This is a genomic window from Actinoplanes solisilvae, assembly GCF_003999975.1.
Classification (GTDB): Bacteria; Actinomycetota; Actinomycetes; order Mycobacteriales; family Micromonosporaceae; genus Actinoplanes; species Actinoplanes solisilvae.
Map to the genome: position 1 here is coordinate 364,749 of NZ_RJAC01000002.1, position 26,217 is coordinate 390,965.

29 protein-coding genes, 4 tRNA genes and 1 pseudogene are annotated in these 26,217 nt (G+C 69.4%); 9 read left to right on the forward strand and 25 right to left on the reverse strand.

Annotation, left to right across the window (positions count from 1 at the left end; all coding sequences use genetic code 11):
* Positions 1-132 precede the first annotated feature (132 nt).
* From rplL to EER30_RS46960, 15 genes are all read right to left on the reverse strand, one after another.
* Positions 133-516 (reverse strand): 50S ribosomal protein L7/L12, encoded by a 384-nt coding sequence (gene rplL, locus EER30_RS08560; protein WP_127499797.1) that lies wholly within the window; start codon positions 514-516, stop codon positions 133-135.
* Between the two features lie 54 nt (positions 517-570).
* The gene (rplJ, locus tag EER30_RS08565; protein WP_127499798.1) at positions 571-1,119 is read right to left on the reverse strand and encodes a 50S ribosomal protein L10; all 549 of its coding nucleotides are present in this window, start codon (positions 1,117-1,119) and stop codon (positions 571-573) included.
* A 462-nt stretch (positions 1,120-1,581) separates the two neighbouring features.
* Positions 1,582-2,262: a hypothetical protein gene (locus tag EER30_RS08570; RefSeq protein ID WP_127499799.1), complete on the reverse strand. Its 681-nt coding sequence runs from the start codon at positions 2,260-2,262 to the stop codon at positions 1,582-1,584.
* Positions 2,259-3,095 carry an ATP-binding cassette domain-containing protein gene (locus tag EER30_RS08575; protein ID WP_127499800.1) on the reverse strand — a complete coding sequence of 279 codons (837 nt, stop codon included), beginning with the start codon at positions 3,093-3,095 and terminating at the stop codon, positions 2,259-2,261. The genes EER30_RS08570 and EER30_RS08575 overlap by 4 nt, the downstream gene beginning before the upstream one ends.
* Positions 3,096-3,161: 66 nt before the next feature.
* On the reverse strand, positions 3,162-3,872 hold the full coding sequence (rplA, locus tag EER30_RS08580; RefSeq protein WP_127499801.1) for a 50S ribosomal protein L1: 711 nt from the start codon (positions 3,870-3,872) through the stop codon (positions 3,162-3,164).
* A 63-nt stretch (positions 3,873-3,935) separates the two neighbouring features.
* Positions 3,936-4,676 carry a transcription termination/antitermination protein NusG gene (nusG, locus tag EER30_RS08585; RefSeq protein ID WP_127499802.1) on the reverse strand — a complete coding sequence of 247 codons (741 nt, stop codon included), beginning with the start codon at positions 4,674-4,676 and terminating at the stop codon, positions 3,936-3,938.
* Positions 4,677-4,714: 38 nt separating this feature from the next.
* Positions 4,715-5,080, reverse strand: a complete 366-nt coding sequence (gene secE, locus EER30_RS08590) for a preprotein translocase subunit SecE (protein ID WP_127499803.1) — start codon at positions 5,078-5,080, stop codon at positions 4,715-4,717.
* Between the two features lie 106 nt (positions 5,081-5,186).
* Positions 5,187-5,259, reverse strand: a tRNA-Trp gene (locus EER30_RS08595).
* Positions 5,260-5,367: 108 nt separating this feature from the next.
* The gene (locus EER30_RS08600) at positions 5,368-5,763 is read right to left on the reverse strand and encodes a MaoC family dehydratase (RefSeq protein ID WP_127499804.1); all 396 of its coding nucleotides are present in this window, start codon (positions 5,761-5,763) and stop codon (positions 5,368-5,370) included.
* Between the two features lies 1 nt (position 5,764).
* Positions 5,765-6,211: a MaoC family dehydratase N-terminal domain-containing protein gene (locus tag EER30_RS08605; RefSeq protein WP_127499805.1), complete on the reverse strand. Its 447-nt coding sequence runs from the start codon at positions 6,209-6,211 to the stop codon at positions 5,765-5,767.
* An 86-nt stretch (positions 6,212-6,297) separates the two neighbouring features.
* Positions 6,298-6,465, reverse strand: coding sequence for a 50S ribosomal protein L33 (rpmG, locus tag EER30_RS08610; RefSeq protein WP_030436491.1), 168 nt, complete (start codon positions 6,463-6,465; stop codon positions 6,298-6,300).
* Between the two features lie 104 nt (positions 6,466-6,569).
* Positions 6,570-6,642: transfer RNA gene (locus EER30_RS08615), tRNA-Met, on the reverse strand.
* 47 nt (positions 6,643-6,689) lie between these two features.
* Positions 6,690-6,762, reverse strand: a tRNA-Thr gene (locus EER30_RS08620).
* 93 nt (positions 6,763-6,855) lie between these two features.
* Positions 6,856-9,390 (reverse strand): putative bifunctional diguanylate cyclase/phosphodiesterase, encoded by a 2,535-nt coding sequence (locus EER30_RS08625; protein ID WP_127499806.1) that lies wholly within the window; start codon positions 9,388-9,390, stop codon positions 6,856-6,858.
* 59 nt (positions 9,391-9,449) lie between these two features.
* Positions 9,450-9,593: a hypothetical protein gene (locus tag EER30_RS46960; RefSeq protein ID WP_164842258.1), complete on the reverse strand. Its 144-nt coding sequence runs from the start codon at positions 9,591-9,593 to the stop codon at positions 9,450-9,452.
* 259 nt (positions 9,594-9,852) lie between these two features.
* Between EER30_RS46960 and EER30_RS08630 the strand changes: the two genes are divergently transcribed.
* Positions 9,853-10,167: a hypothetical protein gene (locus tag EER30_RS08630; protein WP_127499807.1), complete on the forward strand. Its 315-nt coding sequence runs from the start codon at positions 9,853-9,855 to the stop codon at positions 10,165-10,167.
* On the opposite strand, the gene EER30_RS08635 is transcribed toward EER30_RS08630, so the two are convergent.
* Genes EER30_RS08635 through EER30_RS08645 form a run of 3 tightly spaced genes read right to left on the reverse strand, consistent with a single transcriptional unit; the run spans position 10,164 to position 11,825 of the window.
* Positions 10,164-10,970 carry a sulfurtransferase gene (locus tag EER30_RS08635; RefSeq protein WP_127499808.1) on the reverse strand — a complete coding sequence of 269 codons (807 nt, stop codon included), beginning with the start codon at positions 10,968-10,970 and terminating at the stop codon, positions 10,164-10,166. The two genes, EER30_RS08630 and EER30_RS08635, sit on opposite strands and share 4 nt — an antisense overlap.
* Positions 10,971-10,997: 27 nt before the next feature.
* A complete protein-coding gene (locus EER30_RS08640; RefSeq protein ID WP_127499809.1) occupies positions 10,998-11,300 on the reverse strand; it encodes a hypothetical protein in 303 nt (100 codons plus the stop codon).
* Positions 11,301-11,330: 30 nt separating this feature from the next.
* Positions 11,331-11,825 (reverse strand): YajQ family cyclic di-GMP-binding protein, encoded by a 495-nt coding sequence (locus tag EER30_RS08645; RefSeq protein WP_164842259.1) that lies wholly within the window; start codon positions 11,823-11,825, stop codon positions 11,331-11,333.
* A 148-nt stretch (positions 11,826-11,973) separates the two neighbouring features.
* Here EER30_RS08645 and EER30_RS08650 point away from each other — a divergent pair.
* Positions 11,974-12,054: transfer RNA gene (locus tag EER30_RS08650), tRNA-Tyr, on the forward strand.
* 109 nt (positions 12,055-12,163) lie between these two features.
* Here EER30_RS08650 and EER30_RS49365 read toward each other — a convergent pair.
* Positions 12,164-12,286 carry a hypothetical protein gene (locus tag EER30_RS49365; RefSeq protein ID WP_255436555.1) on the reverse strand — a complete coding sequence of 41 codons (123 nt, stop codon included), beginning with the start codon at positions 12,284-12,286 and terminating at the stop codon, positions 12,164-12,166.
* A gap of 160 nt (positions 12,287-12,446) precedes the next feature.
* Here EER30_RS49365 and htpX point away from each other — a divergent pair, with 160 nt between their 5' ends.
* Both htpX and EER30_RS08660 read left to right on the forward strand, forming a co-directional pair.
* Entirely contained in the window at positions 12,447-13,316 is an 870-nt protein-coding gene (htpX, locus tag EER30_RS08655) for a zinc metalloprotease HtpX (protein WP_240669891.1), read from the forward strand.
* Positions 13,317-13,460: 144 nt separating this feature from the next.
* The gene (locus EER30_RS08660; protein WP_127499812.1) at positions 13,461-14,714 is read left to right on the forward strand and encodes an MFS transporter; all 1,254 of its coding nucleotides are present in this window, start codon (positions 13,461-13,463) and stop codon (positions 14,712-14,714) included.
* On the opposite strand, the gene EER30_RS08665 is transcribed toward EER30_RS08660, so the two are convergent.
* On the reverse strand, positions 14,711-15,361 hold the full coding sequence (locus tag EER30_RS08665) for a class I SAM-dependent methyltransferase (RefSeq protein WP_127499813.1): 651 nt from the start codon (positions 15,359-15,361) through the stop codon (positions 14,711-14,713). The two genes, EER30_RS08660 and EER30_RS08665, sit on opposite strands and share 4 nt — an antisense overlap.
* A gap of 77 nt (positions 15,362-15,438) precedes the next feature.
* Between EER30_RS08665 and EER30_RS08670 the strand changes: the two genes are divergently transcribed.
* Entirely contained in the window at positions 15,439-15,882 is a 444-nt protein-coding gene (locus tag EER30_RS08670; RefSeq protein WP_240669892.1) for a DUF1707 SHOCT-like domain-containing protein, read from the forward strand.
* Here the strand turns inward: EER30_RS08670 and EER30_RS08675 are convergent.
* Positions 15,857-17,995: an acyltransferase family protein gene (locus EER30_RS08675; RefSeq protein WP_127499814.1), complete on the reverse strand. Its 2,139-nt coding sequence runs from the start codon at positions 17,993-17,995 to the stop codon at positions 15,857-15,859. The two genes, EER30_RS08670 and EER30_RS08675, sit on opposite strands and share 26 nt — an antisense overlap.
* 256 nt (positions 17,996-18,251) lie before the next feature.
* Between EER30_RS08675 and EER30_RS08680 the strand changes: the two genes are divergently transcribed.
* The 4 genes and pseudogenes from EER30_RS08680 to EER30_RS08695 all read left to right on the forward strand — a co-directional run bounded on the left by EER30_RS08680 (position 18,252) and on the right by EER30_RS08695 (position 20,578).
* Complete coding sequence (locus EER30_RS08680) at positions 18,252-19,088, forward strand: GNAT family N-acetyltransferase (RefSeq protein ID WP_127499815.1); 837 nt, start codon at positions 18,252-18,254, stop codon at positions 19,086-19,088.
* A complete protein-coding gene (locus EER30_RS08685; protein WP_127499816.1) occupies positions 19,085-19,753 on the forward strand; it encodes an MOSC domain-containing protein in 669 nt (222 codons plus the stop codon). Before EER30_RS08680 ends, EER30_RS08685 begins: the two co-directional genes overlap by 4 nt.
* A gap of 64 nt (positions 19,754-19,817) precedes the next feature.
* Positions 19,818-19,925, forward strand: a pseudogene (locus tag EER30_RS49670) (GntR family transcriptional regulator); the annotation flags it as partial.
* A 47-nt stretch (positions 19,926-19,972) separates the two neighbouring features.
* Entirely contained in the window at positions 19,973-20,578 is a 606-nt protein-coding gene (locus tag EER30_RS08695) for a hypothetical protein (protein ID WP_127499817.1), read from the forward strand.
* 293 nt (positions 20,579-20,871) lie between these two features.
* Here EER30_RS08695 and EER30_RS08700 read toward each other — a convergent pair whose 3' ends face one another.
* From EER30_RS08700 to nuoK, 4 genes are read right to left on the reverse strand one after another with little or no spacing between them, the layout of a single operon-like run.
* Positions 20,872-22,335 (reverse strand): NADH-quinone oxidoreductase subunit N, encoded by a 1,464-nt coding sequence (locus EER30_RS08700; protein WP_432417523.1) that lies wholly within the window; start codon positions 22,333-22,335, stop codon positions 20,872-20,874.
* Positions 22,332-23,819 (reverse strand): complex I subunit 4 family protein, encoded by a 1,488-nt coding sequence (locus EER30_RS08705; protein WP_127499819.1) that lies wholly within the window; start codon positions 23,817-23,819, stop codon positions 22,332-22,334. The genes EER30_RS08700 and EER30_RS08705 overlap by 4 nt, the downstream gene beginning before the upstream one ends.
* Entirely contained in the window at positions 23,816-25,705 is a 1,890-nt protein-coding gene (locus EER30_RS08710) for an NADH-quinone oxidoreductase subunit 5 family protein (protein ID WP_127499820.1), read from the reverse strand. The genes EER30_RS08705 and EER30_RS08710 overlap by 4 nt, the downstream gene beginning before the upstream one ends.
* A complete protein-coding gene (nuoK, locus tag EER30_RS08715; protein WP_127499821.1) occupies positions 25,702-26,073 on the reverse strand; it encodes an NADH-quinone oxidoreductase subunit NuoK in 372 nt (123 codons plus the stop codon). The genes EER30_RS08710 and nuoK overlap by 4 nt, the downstream gene beginning before the upstream one ends.
* Between the last annotated feature and the right edge of the window lie 144 nt (positions 26,074-26,217).

Genomic DNA, 26,217 nt, shown 5'->3' on the forward strand with positions numbered 1-26,217 from the left:
CGCGGTTGGACCCGCTTTGCGAGTCGGCCGTCCGACAGCCGAGACCGAGCCTTTGACCAGCGAAGAACACGAATGGCGAGGACCCCAACACGGGTCCTCGCCATTCGCAAGAGAAAGCGGTGATGCGCTAGATCACTTGAGGGTGACCTTGGCGCCTTCGCCCTCGAGCTTGGCCTTGGCGGCCTCGGCCTTCTCCTTGTTGACACCCTCGAGGATCGCCTTGGGGGCGGACTCGACGGCGTCCTTGGCCTCCTTGAGGCCCAGGCCGGTCAGCTCACGCACGACCTTGATGACCTGGATCTTCTTGCCGCCGTCACCCTCGAGGACGACGTCGAACGAGTCCTGCTCCACGGCAGCCTCGGGGGCCGCGCCGGCCGCAGCCGGGCCGGCGACCGCGACGGGCGCGGCGGCCTTGACGTCGAAGACGTCCTCGAACGTCTTCACGAACTCCGACAGCTCGATGAGCGTCATTTCCTTGAACGCGTCGAGCAGCTCGTCGGTGCTGAGCTTCGCCATGTCTGGCAACCTTTCCTAGCTTCTGATTGAAAAACTGCTCGGTTCGCGAGGCCGTCAGGCGGCCTCGGCGGAACCGTCCTTCTCACGCTCGGCACGCAGGGCGTCCACCAGGCGCACGGCCTGGGAGAGCGGAGCCTGGAACGTGGCCGCGGCCTTGCTCAGGTTGCCCTTCATGGCGCCGGCCAGCTTGGCCAGCAGCACCTCACGGGACTCGAGGTCGGCGAGCTTGTTGACCTCGTCAGCCGTGAGGGCCTTGCCCTCGAAGACGCCGCCCTTGACGATCAGGACGGGGTTGGCCTTGGCGAAGGCCCGGAGACCCTTGGCCGCCTCGACCACATCGCCGTTGACGAAGGCGAGCGCGGTAGGACCGGTGAACAGCGCGTCGAGGCCCTCGATGCCCGCGTCGCTGGCAGCACGCTTCGCCAGGGTGTTCTTCGACACGGAGTACTTCGTGTCGCCGCCCAGCGAACGGCGCAGCTCGGTGAGCTGCTTGACAGTGAGACCGCGGTATTCGGTCAGCACGGTGGCCGCCGAGTTACGGAAGTCGTCCGTCAGCTCCGCGACGGCACTGGCCTTATCGGCCCGGACCGGCTTGTCCGCCATGTCCCTCCTCTCTCAATGCTCGAGCCACTGGCCGAACCGAAGGAGGGAGCAGAATGAGAAACGCCCCGGCGCAGGGCGCACGGGGCGGAGCAAGTTCTTTTCAGACCTTGATCACGAACCGTTCTCCCCTGCGCGGGCCGCCCGCATCTGCGGGACCTTCGACCAGGCATCCGTCTCACAACGTCAGCCTCGGCGACCAGCGGTCTATGGGTGGAACTTCAGCATCGAACTGTACGCGATCCACTTTCCAACACCAAATTCAAGCCCTTGGGCGTACGCGTCGTGCCCGCCCACAACCGCACAGACCGTCGCACCGGGCCGACGGGCGCCATCACCCCAGGCGCCCAGAAAGCCCGCAAGGCCCCCGCCGGCTCATGAGATTGGCAGCCGTCGCCCCCCACGCCCCGGAGCGCGTGGCGGCCGTCGCGAACGGGTGCGATGGCCCAAGGGCGATGGTGATCGTCAGGAGCGGGTGCGGCGTAGCCAGGCGTAGGTGGCGAACGTGGCGGCACACCACAGGGCGGCCCAGGTGACCAGCAGGGTCAGGGTGGTCGCCGACGGTGGGGTGACGTCGTTGAGGACTCGGGCGGTGGCCATCACGGGTGGGACCAGCCAGGGGGCGAAGGAGTTCTGCAGGCCCAGGACGATCACGAGGACGGCCGATACGACCAGGATGGCTACGCCGTTGCGGACGCTTCTGGTCACGGCTCGGCTGGACAGGGCGCCCAGCGCGACGGCGGGCGGGATGGCCAGCAGGTGGGCCAGAGCGCCTAGGAGCATGCCGGGCAGAACGGCCTTGGTGGTGTCGATGCCGTGGAACAGCCACGGGGCGAGCATCGCCAAGGTGCAGACGAGCAGGGCGAGTACGGCGGCGGCCACGACTCCGGCCAGGGCCTCGCGGCGGGCCCTTACGGCCACGCGGGCCAGGCGGCGTTGCACGTCGGGTTCCGTGTCGAGCAGGAGCTTGGTCTGCCAGGCCAGTACGGGGAACAAAGCCGCGGCCGAGTAGCCGTAGGCGACCGACGCCGGGGACGCTCCACCGCCGTAGATGATGCCCAGCACCACCAGGACCGCGATCGCGGGCGAGATGACACGGCCGCCGCGGAGGAAACCGGCGAGGCGCATACGGGTGAGAGCGGTCACGGGCGGTCCTGATTCCATGAGCCGGCGGCGGCCTTGTCAGCGCGAGTCTCGGGCGGGGTGATAGTCCCGTCGGGTCGAGGGCGGGAGGATTGCGGTTGTTCGGCGGCCACGTCGCGTACGCCTAGAACACGGTGACCCTCGGCAGTCAGCTTGGCCATGGCTTGGTCTGCCTCGGCCCGGGACGTCTCGATCTCGATGATGACCCGCGAGGAGGGCTCGGCCGGCGAGGAGAGCTCGGCCGGCGTGACCAGAGCGTCGGCGACCGACCAGTGGATCGCGTCGGGGAGGTTCTCGATCTCGCCTCGGTGGTCACTGATCAAGGCCATGCCGCCGGCGGCGGTCACCTCGGCGACGATTCCGGGGATGAGGGCGCGGGCGGTCGCGTCGAGGCCCTCCCAGGGCTCGTCGAGGATCAGGAGACCGGGGCGGGTGATCAACGCCTGGGCCAGGCCCACCTTCTGCGCGGTGCCTTTGGAGAGGTCGCCGAGGCGGGTGGTGGTGTGCTCGGTGAGCAGGAGACGCTCGATCCACTCGTCGGCGGCTGACGGAGCCCGGCCCCGGAGACTCGCCATGCGGTGGAGGTAGTCGCGTGCGGTGAAGGGCTGGTCGGCCGGGAAACGCTCGGGGACCCAGCCGATCACGGACGGACGAGCGGCTATCGCGCCTCGGGTCGGTCGCAGGACGCCGGCGGCCAGCTGGAGGAGGGTGGATTTGCCGGCGCCGTTGCGGCCCAGGACGACGATCGTCTGGCCGGGCTCGACCGTGGCCCGCACGTCGCGCAGGGTCCAGGCGGCGCGGCGGCCGTAGCGGAACCACACTCCGTCGAAAAGCACGCCGCGAAGCCTCCCATAGAAAAGGCCCCCGGGGAGATCCCCGGGGGCCTTCGAAAAACTGTTGGATCAGGCTTCGGTGTTCGTGAAGCCCTTGACCACGTTCGGGTCAACCGGCACGCCGGGGCCCATGGTGGTGGTGACGGTGACCTTGCGGAGGTACTTGCCCTTGGCGGCGGACGGCTTGGCCCGCAGCACCTCGTCGAGAACCGCCGCGTAGTTGTCCACCAGCTGGTCCTCGGTGAACGAGGCCTTACCGATGATCAGGTGCAGGTTCGAGTGCTTGTCGACGCGGAAGGTGATCTTTCCGCCCTTGATCTCGTTGATCGCCTTGGTCACGTCCATGGTGACCGTGCCGGTCTTCGGGTTGGGCATGAGACCACGCGGGCCGAGGATGCGGGCGATACGACCGATCTTGGCCATCTGGTCGGGGGTGGCGATCGCCGCGTCGAAGTCGAGCCAGCCACCCTGGATGCGGGCGACGAGCTCGTCGGTGCCGACCTCGTCGGCGCCGGCCGCGACGGCCTCTTCAGCCTTCGCGCCCTGGGCGAAAACGATCACGCGGGCGGTCTTGCCGGTGCCGTGGGGCAGGTTGACCACGCCGCGGACCATCTGGTCGGCCTTACGCGGGTCGACGCCCAGGCGCATGGCGACCTCGACGGTGGCGTCGAACTTGGTCGTGGTGGTGTCCTTCGCGAGCTTGATCGCCTCAGCCGGCTCGTAGAGCTTGTTGTGGTCGATCAGCTCGTCGCCCTTGCGGTAACCCTTGCTGCGCTGCATGTTCACTTACTCCTGTGGTAGATGGCGGGCCCCTTGATCAGGAGCCCTCCCACTGACTGCTTGTCAGATCTTGGTGACCTGGTTGAAGTTGAGCTCCACCGGCGTCTCGCGACCGAAGATGGAGACCAGAACCTTCAACTTCTGCTGGTCGGCATTAATTTCACTGATCGAGGCCGGCAGCGAGGCGAACGCGCCGTCGGTGACCGTGACCGAGTCGCCGACCTCGAAGTCGAGGACCTTGATCTCGGGCTTGGCCTTCTTCTCCTCCGCCTCGACGGCGGGGGCGAGCCACTTCAGAACCTCGTCGAGCGAGAGCGGGGCCGGGCGGTCGACCCGGTCGGTGGCGCCCACGAAGCCGGTCACACCGGGGGTGTTGCGCACACACGAGTACGACTCGGGGGTCAGATCCATCCGGACGAGGATGTAGCCCGGGAAGACCTTGTTGTTGACCTGGACGCGCTTGCCGCCCTTGACCTCGACCTCTTCACGGGTCGGAACCTCGACCTGGAAGATGAAATCCTCCATGTCGAGGCTGGTGATGCGGGTCTCGAGGTTGGTCTTGACCTTGTTCTCGTAACCCGCGTAGGAGTGCACCACGTACCAGTCGCCGGGGGCGTAACGCAGCTTCTGCCGAAGCTCCTGCACCGGGTCGAAATCCTCGTCCGGCTCGGCAGCGGCCTCGTCAGCGGCAGCCTCGGCGCTCGTCTCGGGCTCAGCGGCGTCGACCGACTCGTCGGTTTCCGCCGTGGCCACCGACGACTGCTCGTCGCTCGCCTGCGCGGTCTCGTCGTCGTACTCAGGCACGCTCGCTCACTTCCAGATAAGTTCTCGTCGGGCCGGCGTCAGCCGCCGAACGCCCAGAGGATGGCCTTGCCCAGGCCGAGGTCCAGGAGCCCGACGATCGTCGTCATGACCACCACGAAGACGATCACGATCGAGGTGTAGGTCAGCAGCTCCTTGCGGGTCGGCCAGATGACCTTACGCAGTTCGCTGACGACCTCACGGACGAAACCACCGATGCGGCCGAACAGGCCGGAACGGCGGACTTCCTTCTTCGCCTTCGGTGACCGCTCGGCGAGCGCGGTGCCGCCGCGGCCTACCGGCTCGGCGTCGTCGTCGGCCGGCTCTTTGTCATCGTCGACGGCGTCGGCAAACACCTCGTCGTCGGCCGGGTCGCCGGCGTCACCGGGTCGATTCCTCTCGGCCATGCCGCCCTACTTCCGTCATCGGTGGTGGGGTCCCCTGGTCGGCGCTCGTTCCGGGCGCGGGGCCGTGCGGACCGCGCACCGGGCGGGCACGTCTAGGAGGTTTGCGCAGGGGTGACAGGACTTGAACCTGCAGCCTGCGGTTTTGGAGACCGCTGCTCTGCCAATTGAGCTACACCCCTTTGCGGGACAGGTGAAACCCCGGTCCAGGCAGGCTGGTCCGGGGGGTCATTGCCCCACGGCGCACCAGTGTACGGGTTGAGACGGGGTTCTCCCAACCCGGGCTCGCCCTAGCGCTTCCTGATGGTCGCCTGCGCCAGGGAGAGCACCTTTTCGCCCTGGCAGGTGGCGGTCAGCGAGAGCTTGGTGTGGCCCTCGTCGGTGGTGCCCTTCACTGTGGCGGTGACGACCACCTCGGTGCCCTCGTCGGTGTCGGGAACAGGCACCGGGCGGGAGAACCGCACGCTGTATTCCACGACCGCGTCGGGGGCGCCGGCCCAGGCGGTAACGGCCCGGCCGACCAGCGCCATCGTGAACATGCCGTGCGCGATCACGCCGGGCAGGCCGACGCCGGTGGCGACGCGGTCGCTCCAGTGGATCGGGTTGAAGTCGCCCGAGGCTCCGGCGTAGCGCACCAGGTCGGCCCGGGTCACCCGGAAGGTCTGCGGCTCGAGAACGTCACTCATCTCAGTGTTCCCCTCGCTGCACGAGCTTGGACCAGACGGTCACGACCGGCTCGCCGTCGGCGGTGGTGACCTCGGTGCGGGTGGTGAGGAAGTCGTGCCCGCCCCGCGAAGTGATCTCGTCGACCGAGTTGACGCAGACCAGGGCGTCGCCGGCCACGACGGGGCGGCTGTAGGCGAACCTCTGGTCGCCGTGCACGACGCGGCTGTAGTCGAGGCCGAGATCCGGGTCCTCGATGATCTGCCGGCTGGCCGACATGGTGATCGCGACCGGGAAGGTGGGCGGGGCCACCACGTCGGCGTAGCCGAGGGCCTGGGCGGCCTCGGGGTCGTGGTAGGCGGCGTCGGTGGCGCCGATCGCGCGGGCGAACTCGCGGATCTTCTCGCGGCCGACCAGGTAGGGCTCGGTGGCCGGCCAGGAGCGGCCGACGAAAGACTGGTCCAGGGGCATGTCTCTAGAACCTACTGGGTCCGTGAATGACAATGCGCCGCCCGGTCAGTGACCGGACGGCGCAGAGTTGAGTTGTAGGGAGACGCTCAGCGGGTCTCGCGGTGCACCGTGTGACGGCCGTCGCGGGGGCAGAACTTCTTCAGCTCGATCCGGTCCGGGTCGTTACGCCGGTTCTTCCGGGTGATGTAGTTCCGCTCCTTGCACTCCGTACAAGCCAGGGTGATCTTCGGACGGACGTCGGTCGCCTTGGCCACGACGGGTTGCCCTTCTGCTAACGGGATTTCTTGAACGACGCTCCAAGGTACGCCCTAGGAACGCCGACATGCAAATTGGGACCCCGGGTGGGATCCCTTGCAAGTAGCGGTGGCCGGACTTGAACCGGCGACACAGCGATTATGAGCCGCTTGCTCTGCCATCTGAGCTACACCGCCAGAGCCAGGCCCAAGTCCAACGCCTGTGGCGGGAACGAACCCGGTAGAGCCCCCTTACGGAATCGAACCGTAGACCTTCTCCTTACCATGGAGACGCTCTGCCGACTGAGCTAAGGGGGCTTGCGCGCGATCTCTCGCTTGGTGCGCAGGGAAAGCTTACACGGACCTCCTCCGGGGGTGAAATCGACTCCCCCAAACCGGCAACACCGCAGGTCAGATCACTGCGCGGAGCCTGCGGACCTCTCCTGAGGGGGTGTTCGCCGGCTCGGTCTGGGCGCTGAACCAGGCCTCGAGACGCTCGTACGGCAGGGGGCGGCTGAACAGATAGCCCTGGCCGATCTCGCAGCCCATCTCTTCGAGCAGGTCAAGGGTCAGCTCACTCTCGACCCCCTCGGCCACGACCGTGAGGCCGAACTCGCGGGACAGGCTGATCACCGCCCGGACGATCGCGAGGTCGCCGGTGTCGGTGGCCATGCCCTGCACGAAGCTGTCGTCGATCTTCACCTCGTGCACCGGCCATTGGCGCAGATAGGACAGCGAGGACGCACCGGTGCCGAAGTCGTCGACGCTGAGCCGCACCCCGAGGTCGCGCAGGCGGTAGAGGGTCGGCAGGACGCGTTCGATGTCGCCGAGCATGCCGGGCTCGGAGATCTCGAAGGTCACCTGGGCGGCGGCCACCCCGTACGTCTCGAGCAGTGTGGCGACCTGGTCGGGGAAGCGGGAGTCGAGCAGGGTGCGCACCGACAGGTTGACCGCGATCGAGAGCGGCCTTTCCTGGTCGGCCCACTCGCGGCAGCGACGCAGGCCCTCGGTGAGCACCACCTCGGTGAGCCGGGAGAGCTGGCCGGTGTGCTCGGCGACGGCGATGAAGTCTTCGGGGGCCACCTCGCCCTGGGCCGGGTGCTGCCAGCGGGCGAGGCACTCGACGCCGACCAGATGACGGTCGGTGAGCGTGACCTTGGGCTGGAAGTAGACCTCGAGGGCGCCGCTGTCGAGAGCCGTACGCAGGTCGGCCGCGATGCCGAGACGGCGGACGGCGCGGGACTCCAGGGCGGGGTGGAAGAGCTGCACCCCGTACGGAAGGACCTTGGCGGCGTTGGCGGCCAGCTCGGCCCGTTGCAGCAGCATCTCGGGGTCGCTGCCGTGGTCGGGATAGACGGCCACGCCGACCGCGGTGTCGATGTCGAGGGTGAGCGTGCCGACCGTCATCGGGCCGCGCAGTTCCTCGCGCATGTCGGTGGCGAGCTGGACCGTGGAGTCGGTGCTCTCGGCGCGCAGCGTGACCACGAACTCGTCGCCGCCGATGCGGCCCACCAACGCGCCCGGGCCGGCGATGGCGCGCAGCCGACCGGCCACCTCGGCGAGCAGCTTGTCGCCGGCGGCGTGGCCCATCGACTCGTTCACGTCGCGCTGGCCGTCGACGTCGAAGAGCAGGAGTGCGACGACCTCGTCCTCGGCGCGCACCTTGACCGACTCGGCGAGCGCGTCGGTGACCCGGCGCCGGTTGGGCAATGCGGTGAGGCGGTCGTGGTAGGCGTCGTAGCGGAGCCGGTCGACCAGCCGCGAGTTCTCGACCGCGACCGCGACATGCGCGGCGATGGTCTCGAGCACCTGCACGTCGGCCGGGCGGAAGCTGCGGGAGTCGCCGAGCCGGTTGACCACCTCGAGGCTGCCGACCGAGGTCTGGCCCGACTGCAGCGGGACCACGATGACGTCTTTTATCTTGGTGTCGCGCAGCGCCTGCCGCATCGCCTCGGAGGCGGGGAACTGCGGGCCGACCGCCAGCGTGCGCCCATCGCCGATCGCCTTCTCGCGGATCGCGGCGGGAGTGAGCGAGAGGTCGAGCAGGCCTTTGTTCTCGACCCGGGCCGTGAGCAGCACCTCCGGGTGCCGGCCCTGGGGCAGGAGCCAGAGGGTGGCGTACTCGGAGCGCATCAGCGCCTGGACTCGGCCGAGCATGACGTCGGGCAGCCCGGCGTCGCTGCTCTCGTCACGGACGGCCTTGGTGAGCTCGTAGACGTCGGACAGGGTGCGGTGCTGCCGGTAGAACTCGGCGAACGAGCGCAGCATGAGGATCAGCGCGAGCACCAGGAAGGCGAGCAGCAGGGCCGACCAGGTGGTGGCCTCGAGCGCGACCAGGAAGATCAGGCCGATGACCGAGTTGATGCCGGACATCGTCCACACGGGCAACGTGCCACGCAGGACCTCCTGGCCGGCCTTGGCGCTCTGCACCACGGCCATCACCCCGGCCAGGCTGAGCACCTCGACCAGGACGCTGAGCCCGACGGCGGCGAAAAGGATGGCCCAGGTGCCCGGGCCGGCGCCGCGGATCTCGGGCAGCGCGGCGATCAGGAGAACGGCGGCCGCCGCACCGGCGGCCGACTTCGCGACGTTGAACCAGAGCTTGCTGGCCACCACGTCGTTACGGCGGGCCAGCTGGGCGATCAGCAGCGCCAGGGTCATCACGAGGATGACCATCGTCGGCGGCAGGTAGTAGAGCGCGAGCAGAAACGGGACTTCGGTGATGTAGACGCTGATGGTGCTGCGCCGGATCACCACGTTGACGACGCCGATGTAGGCCACCATGACGCCGGCGAGGGCGATCAGCCCCCCGAACCATTCGTGGAACCACCGCGGGTCCTGAACCCAGAACCCAGCCATGCAGATGAGCGCGAAGAGGCCCAGCGGGCTGGTGATCAACCAGGCGTACTGCGCGGAACGCCGTCTCTCCCGCGGTCGCCCGCTCATTGCGCTCCCTCGTCAGTCGACGTGACCCGGCAGCACCGAAAGGATGTGCGGCTGGCTCCTCAGTCCCATTCCAAAACGGTGGCGGTCATCGGCGATCCGGCCGACGCGGTCGGGTGGCCGCCGGCCACGCCGGCGATGCCTCCGAATGCGACAGCAAGGGCCAAAACCAAGCCGGTGAAACGGCCCAGCTTCCGTCGGAACATGTATGGCTCCTGCGGTGTATTACGCGGTCGGTGGGGGGTCACATGATGGTGCCACACGCGGTGTGCGACGGGGAGTGTCCATCGGCGGGTCGGAACCGCGTATTCCGAAAACCTGACCGAACGGTTGAGTTGTTACCCCTCGCGAGAAGCGCAAAATTGACAACTTTATGTCCGAAATAAGGGAAAAATGAGGGCGATTCACCTGGCTTGCGTCAGGAAATCTTGACGTCAGGGAACCCTGACGCCAGGCTGTTGCGCCGTGGCTATCTCCCCCGACGATCTTGAACGACGGCACACGCTGTCCTCGGCTACAACGCGTTACGACGAACTGAGGATGCGCGACGCGCTGGCCGCGGTGACCACGGCCGACACCGAGCCCCTGACCTGCGAGGAGACGCTCGAGATGCTGGCCCTCAGCGAGGTCGTGATCCGCAAGGCCGGGTACGGGCGCCAGGTGATGGTGCGGGCGGCCCGCACCGCGGGGGCGTCGTGGACACAGGTCGGCACCGCGCTCGGCAGCAGCAAGCAGGCCGCCTGGGAAGCGCACAACCGCTGGGCCGACGAGCAGGTCTAGCCCATCGCGGCCGGCCGGTCGGTGGCGCTGTACTGCGACCACGAGCCGGGGTAGAGGCGCCCAGGGGCGAAACCGGCGTGTTCCAGCGCCAGCAGGTTGTGGCAGGCGGTGACTCCCGAGCCGCAGTAGGACACGACATCGGCGTGGTCGGTGACGCCCACGGCCGCGAAACGCTCGCGCAGCTCGGCGACCGGCAGGAAACGGCCCGACGCGTCGACGTTCTCGCGGCAGGAGACGTTGCGGGCGCCGGGAATGTGTCCGGGGCGCGGGTCGATCGGCTCGGACTCGCCGCGGAAACGCTCCGGCTGGCGCGCGTCGATGACCACGGAATCACCCGAGACGGCGTCGGCCAGGGTCGCCAGGCGCTGGGCGGGCCAGGGGCGTACGACGCGGTCGGCTCGGGGCCGCCGGTTCTCCGCGGTCTCCCGGTCATGGCCGTACGCGTCGAGGCCGCCGTCGAGCAGGGCGGCGTCCTGACCGAGGGAGCGCAGCATCCAGACCAGGCGGGCGGCCATCACACCACCGGCGTCGTCGTAGGCGATCACGGTGTCGGCGTCGCCCACGCCCAGGGCACCCAGCCGCTCGGCGAAGAGCGCGGGATCGGGCAGCGGGTGACGGCCGTCGGCGGCTGAGGGCGGGGCGGCCAGATCGGCGTCCAGGTCGACGAAGACCGCGCCGGGGAGATGGCCCTGGGCGTACGCGTCCCGGCCCTTACGCCCGTCGAGGTAGGCGCGCACGTCCGCGAGGATCACCCGATCGTGGTTGGCCCGGACCCACTCGGCGTCGACGATCGGCTCGATCACTGCTGCTGCACCTACCTATCTGTTGGCTTATCTGTTGGCGGGCCGCTGCCGGCCGCGTGGGCGGAAGCGGAACAGGGCCAGCGCCGCCAGGACGATCGCTATCAGGGTGATGCCGGTGGTGACCGCGGGCCTTTCGATGCTGGTGCCGATCACCACCAGCCCCAGCGCCGCGCCGAAGAGGAAGTGATAGAAGCCGGCGTCCCGCACGGAGCGGAAGGCACGGGCGGTCGGCGCCGGCGCCCGGCCGGTCACCAGCATGACCACACCGAACAGCGCCAGCCCCGCTCCGGCCGCACCGCCGGCCAGCATGGTCCAGTTACTGGTGTTCATCGCCCCAGTCTGGGGCCCGGGCCGCCTCGCTCAGCGGTAATTGGTGAACTGGAGGGCGACGCCGAAGTCTTCCGCCTTGAGCAGGGTGATCACGGCTTGCAGGTCGTCGCGCTTCTTGCCGGTGACCCGAAGCTGGTCGCCCTGGATCTGGGCCTGCACGCCCTTGGGGCCCTCGTCGCGGATCTTCTTGCTGATCGCCTTGGCCTTGTCGGTCTCGATGCCCTCGACGACCTTGCAGTCGATCTTGTAGGTCTTGCCGGACTGCCGGGGCTCCCCCGCGTCGAGCGACTTCAGCGAGATGTTCCGCTTGACCAGCTTCTCCTTGAAGACGTCGAGCGCGGCGACGGCCCGCTCCTCGGTCTCGGAGGTGATGGTGACCCCGTTCTCGCCCGACTTGGCGACGGTGGTGCCCGTGCCCCGGAAGTCGAACCGGGTGCCGAGCTCCTTTTCCGCCTGATGGAACGCGTTGTCCACCTCTTGCTGGTCGACCTTGCTCACGATGTCGAAGGACGGGCTGGCTGCCATGATCAAACTCCTGCGCTGCGGGCTTCGTCGATGAAGGCGGAGCCCGTTGACCGGCCTCCGACATGCCGACCGTACCCGGTTGCGAAACCGGTCGGTGGTACGGCTAAGCTGTTCTCCGCTGCCACGGGAAACCATGGCGGCATGCCCAGGCGGGTTGCCCGAGCGGCCAATGGGAGCGGACTGTAAATCCGTCGCGAAAGCTACAGAGGTTCGAATCCTCTACCCGCCACCGGCAAAAGGAAAGGCCCCGGAGTTTCGACTCCGGGGCCTTTCTCGTTTTGCCTCGTCCCAGCAGGCCTTCCGGTCGTGTTCCAGGCCCATCTTGACGACCTTGCCGCTCACGAGAAGGAACCGGTAGTGAACGCCGGAGCCTCGACCATGCCGGCGGCCTCCGCCTTCTTGGTGGTCATGCCGATCTGAAGCTTGCCGAGCAACCCACCTGCTGCGGGGAGCTGGCGCACCCGATGGTCAGCGCCACAGCGGCGGCCGCCGCCAGAACCAGGATCGTACGTCGCATCAGGTGTTCAGCGAACTCACAGTGCGCTCAGGATGAATTCGCTGGGTGGCGACGTTCTATGGGAGGCGAGCCCTACCGGGTTCGCATCTGTAGAAGGAGTTTCCTTGCACAGCCATCACAACGGCCTCAAGACGGCCGCTCTGCTGGGTCTGCTGACGGCGATCATTCTGGGCGCCGGCTACTGGCTCGGTGGCAGTGGCGGTCTCGTGTTCGCGGTGTTCCTCTCGCTGGCTCTCAACGCCGGCTCCTACTTCTTCTCCGACAAGCTGGCCCTGCGGGCGATGCGCGCGCAGCCCGTCAGCGAGGCGGAAGCTCCCGCTCTTTACCAGATGGTGCGCGAGCTGGCGACGACCGCGGGGCAGCCCATGCCCCGGCTCTACGTCTCGCCGACCATGCAGCCCAACGCGTTCGCGACGGGGCGTAACCCGGAGCACGCGGCGGTCGCCGTCACGACCGGCATCACGCAGATGCTCAGCGAGCGTGAGCTGCGCGCCGTGATCGGGCACGAGTTGTCGCACGTCTACAACCGGGACATCCTGATCTCGAGTGTGGCGGGCGCGCTGGCCGGCATCATCACGAGCCTGGCGCACCTGGCGATCTTCCTGCCGCTGGGCGGGTCGGACGACGATGACAGCCCCAACCCGGCGTCGTTGCTGCTGATGCTGATTCTCGGCCCGCTGGCCGCGACCATCATCCAGCTCGCGATCAGCCGTAACCGGGAGTTCCAGGCCGACGCGGACGGCGCGACGCTGACCGGCGACCCGCTGGCCCTGGCCAGTGCGCTGGAGAAGATTCATTACGGCGCGCAGCGGCTGCCTCTGCCGGCTGACAACCGGATCACGAGCGCCGCGCACCTGATGATCGCCAACCCGTTCTCGGCGCGCGGGGTGTCCAAGCTGTTCTCGACTCACCCGCCGATGGAGCAGCGCGTCGCCCGGCTGCGTGAGCAGGCCGGCGCCATCCAGTACCGCTAACGGCAACACCTGCAGGGCCGTCCCGGACAGGGGCGGCCCTCGCTGTGTTTCCGGACACCGGCGAGCGTATTCCGGATGTGTTGCGCGGCTCGCCGACGTTAAGGTCCGTTGGCCCTGTCGGTCATTACCAGTAGAGGAGGCGAAATGACTGCGTTGCGGCAATACATGGGTGTGTGGCAGATGCCCGGTGGCCGAGTTCTGCTCGGCGTGGGAATCCTGGCGCGGCTCGGCATCGGCATGACGCCGCTCGCTCTTCTTCTGCTGGTTCAGCAGGAGACCGGCAGCTACGCCGCGGCGGGTCTGGCCGGCGGCGTCTATGCCCTGGCCGGTGCGGCGCTCAGCCCGATCGCGGGCCGTCTCGCCGACCGCATCGGGCCCTCTCCGATCCTCGTGGTCACCTCCGTGCTGCATCCGCTCGCCCTGGTGGCGCTGGTGCTGCTCAGCACGGGCGAGCCGACCTGGGTCTACGCGACCGCGGCGCTCGCGGGGGCCAGCTATCCGCCGTTGAGCGCGGCGATCCGGCGCGCCTGGACCGACATGACCGAGGTCGGCAGCGGGCAGCACCACCTGCGAGGTCACGCGCTGGCCGCCGAGACTTCGCTGTTCGAGCTGGTGTTCGTGCTCGGCCCGATGCTGGTCGCCGCCCTCGTGGTGATCACCAGCAACCCGGCGACGGCGCTGCTCGCGGCCGCGGTCGCCACCCTCGTGGGCACCCTGTGGGTCTCGCGGCTGCCGGTCATGCGGCGCCACCACCGGCACGAGAACAGTGAGGCGGCCCGCGGTCTGGGCCCGCTGAAGGTGTCCGGGTTCCCGGCTCTGCTGGCCTGCGTCATCGCGCTCGGCATCGCGTTCGGTGCGGCCGGTGTGATCGTCCCGGCCTACGCCAGTCAGCACGGCGGCGGCGAGGGTCTGGGCGGCGTACTGCTGGGGATCTGGGGTGTCGGCAGCGCGATCGGTGGCATCTGGTTCGGCACTCGGCGGCCCGCCATGGCGTTGCCGCGGCAGTTCGCGTGGCTGCTGGGCGCGGTCTCGCTGGGCTTCCTCGCACTGGCCTTCATGCCCAGCCCGTTCTGGCTGGGTGCGGCCCTCGTGCTGGGCGGCGCCACGATCGCTCCGGCCCTCACGGTCGAGAACAACCTGGTCGGACGGCTTGCCCCGGCCGCGATGCTGAACGAGGCGTACACCTGGGTTGTGACCGTCTCGGTCGGCGGAAGTGCCGCCGGTGGCGCGATCGCTGGTTTGATCGTCGATCAGCCGGGCGGCCTGGGCTGGGCCTTCTCCTTCGCCGCGGCCGTGCTGATGGTGGCCGCGCTGGTCGCCGCGGTGCCGCACGGTTCGATCGCCCGGGCGGATCGCCTCGCCACCGAACGCCACCGGGAAGCGCTCGAGCTGGTCTAAAGCGGCCGGACCAGCGTCAACGCCTGGAAGCGGACGCCGTCGTGGTCGTCGTAGACGTGGAAGTCGAGCACGTCGAACGCCCGCGCCGCATATTCGAGCAGTTGCCGGTCCGAGCGGAACGAGAAGAACCGCGGCGGCACGTGCTGGTCCTCCGGGGCGATGCCCTCCTCCTGCTCTCCGCCGAAGACGCCGAGGTAGAAGAGGCCGCCGGGGGCCAGCACGGCTCGGATCGACGCGAGCGCGCCATCCAGGTCGGCGTTCGGCACGTGCAGCAGGGTGTTGAGCGAGTAGACGGCGTCGAACGCCGACTCCGGAAAACCGAGATCAAGCACATCCCGTACGTCGGCCTTGATGCCTTTGGCCCTGGTGCGCTCGACCATCGAGGGCGAAAGGTCGACCGCGGTCACCTCGAGCCCTTCCTGCTGGAAGTAGACGCTGTCCTGACCGGTGCCGGAGCCGACTTCGAGCAGGGTGTGGGCGTCGGTCACGCGCAGCCGGTCGAGGAACGCGGCCCGCTCGTCGACCTTCCAGTGCTGCTTCTTGCTGCCGTCGCGCCGATTCGCCGCGCGTTCCCCGTACGCGGCCCGGTTGCGCTCGACCACCTCTCCGTACCTGGCCGAACCCGCGTTCTCGAGGCGCAGTCTCATGGTTTTTCCCCCTGCCGATCGTCGGTGTCGCTCGGATAGCCTGACCCGACCGGCGGTGGCGCGTAAAGGAGTGACCGATGGCGAAGGACGTGCGGGCCGACATCGAGACGATGCGCGCGGCCGACACCGACCGGCAGAAGGTTGCGGATCAGCTCAAAACGGCGCTCGACGAGGGCCGGCTGACCCTCCATGAGTACGACGAACGCGTCGGTCTGGCCTACGGGGCGAAGACCTACCAGGAACTGCTCATGCTCCTGACCGATCTGCCCCGCCCGGGTGTCAGCGCGAGCGAGGTGCAGGCCGAGCAGCGCCGCAAGGCCCGCCGCCTGCCGACCGCGATGCTCGTGCTCTGGACGATCTGGGCCGCTCTCACCCTGATCAACCTCGTGGTATACGCCTTGGTCGCGATGAGCACCGACGCCGACATCTACCCGTGGCCGGTGTGGATGCTCGTGCCCGGCACCGCGCTGGCCGCTGTGAGTGTGGGCGTGCAGGTCATCCGCCACCAGCAGCGCCGCTGAAAAGCTCGCGGCCCAGCAGCGGGGCGATCGCCCGCACGTAGGCGTCGGTCAGGTGGCTGTTGTCCTTGTAGACCAGCGTGTTGCCGACGATGATCGGGCACCGGCCGCCGGCGCAGAACCACGGCGTCGGGTCGATCACCCGCAGACCGTCCGCGCGGGCGGCGTCGGCGACCAGGTCGCGCCGCTTGCGCTCGGCGATCGCCTTGCCCACCGTACGGTCGCATCGGGCGAGCCGGCGTGCGTTCACCGCGGCACATTCCGGCGCGTCCCGACCGGGCCAGGGCGTGTCCTGCAAGAGCACGGTCGGGATGCCTTCCAGCCGCTCCCAGGTCTGCTGCCAGGCCCGCACCCACGGCTGGTCGGCGCGCGGCAGGCGGCGGCCGTCGTCGTCGAGCAGGCCGCTGTCGAGGTCGTTGGAGGCGAGCACGACCAGGTCGGGTTTCTCCCGCTCGATCCGCCGCAGCGTCTGCTCCCGCCAGGTCGTGCATTCGCGGTACGGCCGTTCGAAGCCGGTCAGATAGATCAGCACTCGCGGCATCTGGCAGGCGGCCTTCGTCAACGCGACCAGCCGCCAGCCGTGCGCTCTCGCGAGGTCGTCGACGGCCGGGAACCAGTGCGCCGCGTGCGAGTCGCCGACCAGATACACCGTACGGGCGCCGGCCGGGTCGCCGTAGACACAGTCGCCCGAGCGCACCTGCTGATAGGTGGCGTGACAGCCGTCGTCGTAGATCGCCGGCTTGTCGACCTTGGCGTCGGCCAGCGCGGGCGTCAGGTTCGACGGCATTCTCGCGGCGCCCACCGAGCCGGTGATCAGCTCGGTGAGCCGGGCCTGCGGGTCGGCCGCCCTGGCGAGCTCGGTGCGAGTGTCGCCGGCGGGCGGCCCGATCGGTAGCGTCGGCGGGATCATGCCCGCGACCAGGGCGACAGCGGCGGCCGAGGCGGAGAGGGCGATCCCGAGGATCAGGCCCCGACGCGCGCGGTTGCGCAGCCGGCGCCGGTGCCGAACAGGGTTCTCGACCAGGTGGTACGTGATCCACGCGAGCCCGAGGGAGGCGACCGCGAACGCGAGGTTGCTCTTGACGCCGGGGTCGCGCCCGAGGGCCGACGGCCAGATCATCAGGACCGGCCAGTGCCAGAGATACCAGCCGTACGAGAGCCGGCCGACGAACTGGAAGGGCCGGGTGCCGATCAACCGGTTCTGGTTGACCGATCCGCCGGCGATCACGGCTGCGGTGCCGACAACGGGCAGCAGGGCGGCGTAGCCGGGGAACGGCGTCGTCTTGTCGAAGGTCACGGCCGCGGCGACGACGGCCAGGAGTCCGCCCCATGTCATGACGGCGGCAAGAGCCTTGGGCGTACGCCTTAGGACGCCGGTTGCCAGGGCGACGAGCGCACCGATTCCGAGCTCCCACGCGCGGGTGTGGGAGCCGAAGTAGGCCCAGGGAGCGGCGGCGGCGGTCTGCTGGGCGCTGACGAGGAGCGAGATCACGACCAGGGCGCCGAGGGTGTAGGCCGCCTTCTTTCCTTTCCAGACGATGATCAACAGCAGCGGCCAGACCAGGTAGAACTGCTCCTCGACGGCCAGCGACCAGAGGTGCTGCAACGGCGAGGGCGCCGCGGTCGCGTTGAGATAGTCGGTGCCCTCGTACGCGAGTCGCCAGTTGATCCCGTAGAACGTGCTGAACAGGGCGTCGAGCGAGATCGACCGGAATCGGGTGGCGGGCAGCCAGAACCAGGCCGCGAGAACGGTGGCGATCAGCACGACGGTCGAGACGGGCAGCAGGCGGATCGCGCGCCGGGCGTAGAAGCGGCGCAGCGAGATCGTGCCCGTGCAGCCGGCCTCCTTGAGCAGCAGCGTCGTGATCAGGAAGCCGGAGATCACGAAGAAGACGTCCACGCCGACGTAGCCACCGGCGAACAGGCCGAGACCGACGTGATTCAGCACCACCAGGACGACGGCTATGGCGCGCAGGCCCTCGATGTCCGGGCGGAACCCGAGGTGCCGCTCCCCGGCCTGTGCCGGTGTCGCGGAGGTCGAGCGGCCCCGGCCGTCCACGCTCGGGGCCGCCGGACGCTGACCGACGACGATGGACGTGTGGACTGAATGGCTCATGGTCCCCGCTCGAGATGGTGACGAGCCGCGCCGATCTGCATAGAGCGCGAACTAGGGCAAATGGAGTCTCTCGATCCGATCGTGTCCCACATCGCGCCCTGGTTTGGCCGCAGTTTCATGAGATTCACTCGGACCAGCGGTCGCCGTCGCTTTTGTTCCCGACGGCTTACCAAAACGCAACGATTCGGGCGCGGGCTGGTATCGAGCGCTCCGATATGGGGTCGCGCGTGACGGGCCGCACCGACAGGATCACGCTATGGCCTGGCAACTGACCGACGATGTCGAGACCTTCGATGCGACCGCGGGCGAGTTCCTGAGAGCCCGCCCGATCGAGCACACCAACCTGCTGACCCTGATCGACACGCTGCGCAGGCGCGGCCGCAACGCGTACGGTCCGGATGATCCGGTCTTCGGCTGGTGGAGCACCCCCGCCGGCCAGGTCGCCGCGGTGCTGCTGCAGACCCCGCCGCACCCGATGATCTTCAGCGAGCTGCCGCCGCGCGCGGTGACCGCGGCCGTCGAGGCCCTCGCCGGGCGCGCCCTGCCCGGCGCCAGCCTGCCGGCCAACGCCATCGACGGATTCTCGGCCGGCTGGCGCAGCCGCGCCGGGGTGCGAGCGCACGTCACACGGCGTACGCGGCTGTATAGGCTCTCCGCGCTCACCCCGCCCGCGGCCCCGCCCGGCCGGCCCCGCTACGCCGCCCCCGCCGACCGAGACCTGATCGCCGGTTGGCTGCTAGCGTTCCACGACGAGATCGGCGAGCGACGCCCCTCGGACCCCGGAGCCAGAGTCGACGCCTGGCTCGAATACGGCGGGGTGGTGCTCTGGGAAGACGGCGGCCCGGTGTCAATGGCGACGCGGTCGCGACCCGAGGCCGGAACCGTGCGGGTGCAGACGGTCTACACGCCGCCGATTCAGCGCGGACGCGGCTACGGCGGGGCGGTGACCGTGGCCGCCACCCAGGCCGCGCAGAAGGACGGCGCGCGAGATGTGGTGCTCAACACCGACCTGGCCAACCCGACGAGCAACGCTTTATACCAGCGGCTGGGCTACCGTCCGGTCGAGGACCGAGTGATCGTGGAGTTCACATGACAGACGGCAAAGTGCTCTCGGTGAACGTCGGCGTGGCCCGGCCCAACCCGGCCAAGCGCTTCGGCGGCATCACCGGGATCGACAAGCTGCCGGTCGACCACGCGGTCGAGGTGCGCGCCCCCGGCCCCAAACGGACCGGTCTGCACAGCGGCGTGGTCGGCGACCCGATCGGCGACACCAAACACCACGGCGGCGACGACCAGGCGGTGTACGCCTACTCCCGCGAAGACTACGACTGGTGGTCGGCCGAACTGGGCCGTCCGCTGGCCCCCGGCACGTTCGGCGAGAACCTGACCACGGCCGGCCTCGACCTGAACGAAACCCAGATCGGCGACATCTGGCGCATCGGCGAGACGCTGGAGCTGCAGGCGACCTTCGGCCGCATCCCGTGCTCGACGTTCCAGGTGAAAATGGGCGAGAAGCAGTGGCTGAAGCGCTTCTCCCGAGCCGCCCGAACCGGCACCTACCTGCGCGTGGTCAAGCCGGGTCTGCTGCAAGCCGGCGACCCGATCGAGGTCATCCACCGCCCGGCCCGCGGTATCGGGGTTTCGGAGGCCTTCGACATCTATATGCACCGTGCCGAAGAGCTGGGCCGCCTGCTCGAGGCCGACGACCTTCAGCCGGACCTGCGCGAGGAGATCGAACAGCGCCTGGCCCGCGGCTAGGGTGCGCAAGGCGAAGGCCCGGGGCACGTTGATTGCTCCGGGCCTTCGCCTTGACTACGGGCAGACGACAGCGCCCGTCATCGACCGCGCGATGCAAAGCCTGCGGGTCAAGGGACTAACCGAAACACTCGCCGGCGTGGGCGTCTACGTCCGCGAGTCCAGCGGTTCCTAGCTCGGAAACAGGGTGCGTCAGGGGCTCTCGATTGCGATCATCCAGCGATGATGATCTGGTCCCACGAGGACAGGTTGTATGAGATCACTGGCGGATTCAGCCTTCCGGACGACGCCTGGCAGTACGAGCTGGTGGGACTGACCGGATCTCCCGGGACGGGGCCGTATCTCACCGTCACCATTCCTGATTCGGTCGTCGACGGACCGTTCACGCCGAAGGCCGCTGAGCACGCCACGGTTCACGCTGGGGGCGGTGTGGTGCCGTGGCCGATCCTGGCGCAGTTCGTTGACATGCTCGACGCCAGCGGTGACCTCGTTGAGGAACAGCGCGACCCATCGCCGGAGTCCGCGCTTCCGCTGACCCTCAACGTTTGGGGGCACGGGGAGCGGCAGTTCACGGTCAACTCGTTTCACCTCTGCGGTGACGGCGACTGGTGCTACGAGCTTTTCGAGATGCTGCCGGCAAGCGATCGGAATGACTACCTCGAGGTACGGATCCCGGACGCCTCACCGGATCACGGCCCTTTCGTGCCGATGCACGCCAACCACGTGACCCTGACGATGCACGGCCGGTGGAACATCCCCTGGCCGATCTTCCGTCGTCTCCTCGACGCGATCCGCGCGGCCGGCGACGTCGGCGTGGTGGAGTCGTGAGTACCCGTCACGAAGGGCGAACGCCGGCCGTGTTCGGCTCGGTCGTTGGCTTTCCGGCGTCAGTGGAGGCGGAGCAGCTCGGCACGGCGTAGTGGGCGCGTCCGGTTCGTCGTGGTCGATTTCGTACTCGCACTCGCTGCACGAGCCCTCGGGGCGATGTTCGCGCCAGTCGTGTCCGCAGTCTGGGCAGGCGCCGTACCAGCGGGGTGCGGGATTCCCGAAGAGACGCAGCACCGGCTCACGATGCCACCCCGGCCCTCCCGGGCGGTACCGCATTCGAACCGGCTGCCGCGTCAGGAGAGGGCGTCGAAAAGGAGTTGGGGGGCGAAGCCGAGGGTCACGGCGGCGACCGTTGCGACGACCAGGGCGGCGGCGACCGGGCGCGTCACTCCCAGGCGGGGGTGGAGTGCCGCTTCGAGCAGGTTCGGGTCGGCGACGGGGATGCCTACCGCGGGTGGGGCGCTGTAGAGGACGGCCGCCACCCGTACGTAGTAGGCCAGCGCGATCACCGCGTTCACGGCGACGATGCAGGCCAGCCACAGCTGGTCTCCGTCGAGGAGGACGTCGATGATGGTTACCTTGGCGAAGAGGCCGGCTAGGCCCGGTGGGAGGCCCGCCAACCCGGCCAGGGCCAGGACCAGCGCCGCGCCCAGCCACGGGGATCGGCGGGCCGCGCCGCGGTAGGAGTCGATGTCGCCGCCGTCGGCGCCTGGCTGGCGCAGGGCTACGACTACGCCGAAGGCGATGAACTCCAGGACCACGAAGAAGACGGCGTACGCGGCGGCAGCCTCCAGGCCTTCAAGGCCCAGCGCCAGCGGGGCCAGGATGTAGCCGGCCTGGGCGATCGACGACCAGGCGAGCAACCGGACCATGCGGGTCTGGCGCAGGGCCACCAGGTTGCCGACGGCCATGGTGAGGATCGCCAGGAGCGCCGTCAGGGCTCCGGCCTCCGAGCGGGTCACGATGGCGGCCAGGGCCAGTACGCCGCCCAGTTTCGAAGCCGTCGAAAGGTAGGCGGCCACCGGGAGGGGCGAACCCTCGTACGTCGGTGGTGCCCAGGCGTGCAGCGGGACGGCGGCGACTTTGAAGGCCACGCCGATCACAAGCAGGGCGACGCCGGCGGTGGCTACGGGGGCCGTCGGGCCTGAGCCGTCGATGAGGCGGTCGAAGTGCAGGGCGCCGGTTGCGGCGTAGTTCAGGGCGGCACCCAGCAGGGCGATGGCCGTCGAGATGACGCTGATCAGGAAGAACGTGACCGAGGCGGAGGCGGCCGAGGTGGTGACGCGTTCTCCGGGGGCGAAGCGGCGCAGGCCGACCAGCAGGTAGAGCGGCAGGGTGAGCGTCTCCAGGCCGACGATCAGGGTGATCAGGTCGCCGGCGTAGCCGACCACGACGCCACCGGTCATGGAGGCGGCCAGCAGGAAGCAGAACTCGCCGACGGGAGCGGTGCCCAGGCGCAGTGACGGCGCCGAGAGGGCGAGCACGCCGACGGTCAGGGCGGCGAAGACCACGGCGGCGGTGGCGGCCAGCGGGCCAGGAACCCACGAGCAGGCGCTGCCGGAGGGGTCGCAGAAGGTGCCTACGCGGGCGCCGGTGATGATCGCACAGACCACGGTGGCGAGGCCGCCGACGGCCAGCACGCCCATGGTCACCAAGCGGCGAGCTACCAGCAGGTCGGCCAGCAGGACCAGGATCGCGGTGCCGGCCGCGGCGTACAGGGGAAGCAGTGAAAGGTGGTCGACAGCCTGGGCTCTCATCGCCATGCCTCCGTCAGCGCTCGGACGGGGGCGCTCGTCGCGGCCAGCACCAGGGCCGGCGCGACGCCCACGGCCAGGGTCAGAGCGGCCAGGGGTGACCAGGCGAGCCATTCGGCACCGGAGATCGTGGGTGAGACCGGTGTACCGACCGGTCCGTGCGTCACCTTGCGCAACAGCCTGAGGAAGTACGCAGCGGTGAGCGCTCCGCCGATCGCGGCGAGCGCGGCCAGCGTGGTCCACAGGCCGCCACCGCGTTCGACGGCGGCGACCACGGCGAACGCCTCGCCCCAGAAGCCGGCCAGGCCGGGCAGGCCGAGGGACGCGATCGCGGCGAAACCGAGGATGCCGGCCAGGCGGGGTGCGCTCTCGCGCAGGCCGCCGAGGTCGGCCAGGTCGCCGGTGTGAGCCCGGTCCTTGATCGCGCCGGCCAGGAAGAACAGCAGGCCGGTGATGAGCCCGTGCGCGACGTTGCCGAGCAGGGCCGCCTGCAGGCCGGTGGCGGTCAGCGTCGCGATGCCGAGCAGGACGAAACCCATGTGGCCGACGCTCGAATAGGCGATCAGGCGTTTGAGCTCGGTCTGGCGCAGGCAGATCAGGGATCCGGCCAGGACGGCGGCGACGGCGAGGATGCCGAGCACGGGGGCGGCCCATTCGGCGCCGAGCGGGGCGACGCCGACGCCGACGCGGATCAGGCCGTACGTGCCCATCTTGAGCAGCACGCCGGCCAGGATCACCGAGCCGACCGTCGGGGCCTGGGTGTGCGCGTCGGGCAGCCAGGTGTGCAGCGGCCACAGCGGGGCCTTGACGGCGAAGGCGATCGCGAGCAGGACGAAGGCGACCTGCTGCGTGGTGCGGCTCAGTCCCAGCCCGCCGGTCAGCTGGGTCAGGTCGCCGGTGCCGGCCGCGACGGTCACGGTGAGCACGCCGAGCAGCAGCAGTACCGAGCCGAAAAGCGTGTAGAGGACGAACTTGCGCGCCGCTCTCCTGCGGTCCGCGCCGCCCCAGCCCGCGATCACGGCGTACATGGGCAGGAGAACGACCTCGAAGAAGAGGAAGAACAGGAGGAGGTCGAGGGCGAGGAAGGTGCCCAGGATCCCGGTCTCGAGAACCAGGAGAAGCGCGACCAGCGTACGGCCGGAGCCACCGTTCTCGGGGACACGCCAGAGCGTGTACGCGCAGCAGAGTGCGGTGAGCAGGCCGGTGAGCGCGACGAGTGGGTACGAGACGCCGTCGATGCCGAGGTGGAAGTCGAGGTGCAGGGCGGGAACCCAGGAGACGTCGAGTTCGGCCCAGGGCTGCAGAGCCGAGTACGAGAACCGGGCGTCGTCGCGGGCGAAGGCCAGCACGACGATCGGGACGAGGGCCGCCACGGCGAAGACCGTCCCGACGACGCGCGCGAGGTGGTCGAGGCGCGACGGGAAGACTGCGAGGACGGCGGCGCCGAGAGCGGGAATCAGCAGGACGGCGATCAGGGCCACGGTCATGCGGCGGCTCCGAAGAGGACGGCGACCGCGCCGAGCAGCAAGGCACCGGCGAGGACGGCCGCGGCGGCTGCGGGCAGTGACATGCGGTGGGCGTACGCGAGGGCTTCACCAACGCGCGAGGTGGTGGTGCCGGTGCCTTCGACCGTGGCGTCCACGACCTTCTCGTCGACCGTGGTCACCGCTCGGGCGAGGGCGCGCGTCGGTCGTACGATGAATCGGTCTTGCAGGTCGTCGAAGCGGAAACCCGCCGCGAGCAGAGGTCGCGCGGGGCCGAGGGCCGTTGCGGGGTCGACTCCGGGAACTTCGCGCCACAGCCACCACGCGGTCGTCGCGCCCAGCGCCAGCAGCACCAGGGGCAGCACGATCGCCACGCCCAGATGCGGCTCGTCGAGCTCGAGGGCGGTACGGAAACCGGGGGCGAAAGCGGCCAGGCCGAGCAGCGCGGACGGGATCGCCAGCAGCAGGATCGGCCAGCGCATGGCGGCCGGCGGGTCGTGCGGAAGGGCCGGCTGGGTGTAGCGGGCGTCGTCGAAGCCCACCTCCCAGTCGGGACCGTCGGGGCCGTGGGCGCGGGAGACGCCGAAGAACGCCCAGAGCAGGAGGCGGGTCGCGTACCAGGCGGTGAGGCCGACGGCGAACAGACCGGCCAGCCAGACCAGCCAGGCGACCCAGACCGGCACCGCCCCGCCGCCCTCGGTGGCGTGCGTGGCCGCGGTGAGAACGTTCTCCTTGGACCAGAACCCGGCCAGCGGCGGCAGCCCGGCGAGGGCACCGAGACCGGCGACGAACGACCAGAACGTGATCGGCATGTGTTCGCGCAGGCCACCCATGCGGGACAGGTAGTTGGTGCCGACCGCGTGGATCACCGCTCCGGCCGCGAGGAACAGCAGCGCCTTGAACGCCGCGTGGGTGAGCAGGTGGAACAGGGCGGCGGCGGGTGAACCGACGGCGAGAGCGCCGGTCATGTAGCCGATCTGACTGACGGTCGACCAGGCCAGGACGCGTTTCAGGTCGTCCTGGGCCATCGCGCTGAGCGCGCCGAGCAGGATCGTGATCGCGGCCATGACCCCGAGCACGGCGAGTGCGGCGGGCGACTGCTCGTAGAGGGGGTAGAGGCGGAAGACGACGTAGACGCCGGCGGCGACCATCGTGGCCGCGTGGATCAGCGCCGAGATGGGGGTCGGACCGGCCATCGCGTCGGGCAGCCACGTGTGCAGGGGGAACTGGGCGCTCTTGCCGGCCACCCCGGCCAGGATCAGGATCAGCGCGGCCGGGTGCGGGGCCTCGGTCAGCACGTCGGCGATGCGGGACGTGCCGGCGTCGACGATCAGGATCGCAACGCCGAGCAGGAAGCCGACGTCGCCGACGCGGGTGACCAGGAAAGCCTTCACGGCGGCGGCGGGAGCCTCGGGCAGGCGGCGGTCGTGGCCGATCAGCAGGTACGAGCAGGCGCCCATGACCTCCCAGCCGACCAGCACGCCGATCAGGTCGCCCGACGTGACGACCAGCAGCATCGCGCCGGTGAAAAGACTGATCTGAGCGGCGTACGGGGCATAGCGCGGGTCGTCGTGCAGATAGGCGACCGAGTAGATCTGCACGAAGAGCGCTACTACGCAGACGGCCAGGGCCACGTAGAGGGCGGCGTGGCCGACGGAGATGCCGAGCGTGAGGTCGACGTCGCCGAGGCTGATCCAGTGGGTGGACAGCTCGATGGGCTTCCTGGCGAAAAGCAACAGGCCCAGCGTCACGAGCAGGGAGGCCGCCGCGCCGGCGATGCCGAGAGCGGCGGCCGGGCGGCGTCTGCCCTCGTCGTCGCCCGGTGGCAGCAGCAGACCGGCGATGCCCAGGAGCAGGGGGATGCCGGCGATCAGAACGGCGGCGGTCACCCGGTCACCCGCTCGTGGTCGTGCCTGTACAGCTCGACGTCGTCGAGGATGACAGCGCGGCGCAGGCGGTAGTACTGCAGGACGATCGCCAGGCCCACGCCGACCTCCGCCGCGGCGAGCACGATGACGAAGAGGGCGAAGATCGCGCCGGCCCGGGGCTCGGGTACGGGGTTGGCCCAGGCTTCGGGCTGTACGCCGGTCAGCGCGCTCTTGATGGTGGAGTCGGCGGCGACCAGGATCAGGTTGACGGCGTTGAGCATCAGCTCGACGGCCATCAGCACCAGGATGGCGTTGCGCCGGCGCAGGACACCGTAGACGCCGAGGGCGAAAAGAAGAGCGGCCACGACGTACGGGATCACGACGTGCATCAGTCCTCCTCCCGCTCCGGGGCGCCGGGCAGTTCACGCTTCGGCTCGGGTGGCGGGCCGCCGGGTTTCGGGCGTGCCTCGTGAGCGCGGAGAACCACGTCGGCGAGCGGGTCGGTTTGCCGCGCTTCCTCGACCAGTTCACCC

What these genes read in the sequence shown, in the direction of transcription:
- EER30_RS08700 (WP_432417523.1), bottom strand. Translation starts at nt 22,335, where the DNA reads ATGAGAGCCCAGGCTGTCGACCACCTTTCACTGCTTCCCCTGTACGCC.
- EER30_RS08675 (WP_127499814.1), bottom strand. Translation starts at nt 17,995, where the DNA reads ATGAGCCATTCAGTCCACACGTCCATCGTCGTCGGTCAGCGTCCGGCG.
- EER30_RS08670 (WP_240669892.1), top strand. Translation starts at nt 15,439, where the DNA reads ATGGCGAAGGACGTGCGGGCCGACATCGAGACGATGCGCGCGGCCGAC.
- EER30_RS08705 (WP_127499819.1), bottom strand. Translation starts at nt 23,819, where the DNA reads ATGACCGTGGCCCTGATCGCCGTCCTGCTGATTCCCGCTCTCGGCGCC.
- EER30_RS08695 (WP_127499817.1), top strand. Translation starts at nt 19,973, where the DNA reads ATGATGATCTGGTCCCACGAGGACAGGTTGTATGAGATCACTGGCGGA.
- EER30_RS08685 (WP_127499816.1), top strand. Translation starts at nt 19,085, where the DNA reads ATGACAGACGGCAAAGTGCTCTCGGTGAACGTCGGCGTGGCCCGGCCC.
- EER30_RS08605 (WP_127499805.1), bottom strand. Translation starts at nt 6,211, where the DNA reads ATGCCCCTGGACCAGTCTTTCGTCGGCCGCTCCTGGCCGGCCACCGAG.
- rplL (WP_127499797.1), bottom strand. Translation starts at nt 516, where the DNA reads ATGGCGAAGCTCAGCACCGACGAGCTGCTCGACGCGTTCAAGGAAATG.
- EER30_RS08640 (WP_127499809.1), bottom strand. Translation starts at nt 11,300, where the DNA reads ATGAACACCAGTAACTGGACCATGCTGGCCGGCGGTGCGGCCGGAGCG.
- EER30_RS08600 (WP_127499804.1), bottom strand. Translation starts at nt 5,763, where the DNA reads ATGAGTGACGTTCTCGAGCCGCAGACCTTCCGGGTGACCCGGGCCGAC.
- rplJ (WP_127499798.1), bottom strand. Translation starts at nt 1,119, where the DNA reads ATGGCGGACAAGCCGGTCCGGGCCGATAAGGCCAGTGCCGTCGCGGAG.
- secE (WP_127499803.1), bottom strand. Translation starts at nt 5,080, where the DNA reads ATGGCCGAGAGGAATCGACCCGGTGACGCCGGCGACCCGGCCGACGAC.
- EER30_RS08645 (WP_164842259.1), bottom strand. Translation starts at nt 11,825, where the DNA reads ATGGCAGCCAGCCCGTCCTTCGACATCGTGAGCAAGGTCGACCAGCAA.
- EER30_RS08665 (WP_127499813.1), bottom strand. Translation starts at nt 15,361, where the DNA reads ATGAGACTGCGCCTCGAGAACGCGGGTTCGGCCAGGTACGGAGAGGTG.
- EER30_RS08625 (WP_127499806.1), bottom strand. Translation starts at nt 9,390, where the DNA reads ATGAGCGGGCGACCGCGGGAGAGACGGCGTTCCGCGCAGTACGCCTGG.
- rplA (WP_127499801.1), bottom strand. Translation starts at nt 3,872, where the DNA reads ATGCAGCGCAGCAAGGGTTACCGCAAGGGCGACGAGCTGATCGACCAC.
- EER30_RS08660 (WP_127499812.1), top strand. Translation starts at nt 13,461, where the DNA reads ATGACTGCGTTGCGGCAATACATGGGTGTGTGGCAGATGCCCGGTGGC.
- EER30_RS08680 (WP_127499815.1), top strand. Translation starts at nt 18,252, where the DNA reads ATGGCCTGGCAACTGACCGACGATGTCGAGACCTTCGATGCGACCGCG.
- nuoK (WP_127499821.1), bottom strand. Translation starts at nt 26,073, where the DNA reads ATGCACGTCGTGATCCCGTACGTCGTGGCCGCTCTTCTTTTCGCCCTC.
- EER30_RS46960 (WP_164842258.1), bottom strand. Translation starts at nt 9,593, where the DNA reads ATGTTCCGACGGAAGCTGGGCCGTTTCACCGGCTTGGTTTTGGCCCTT.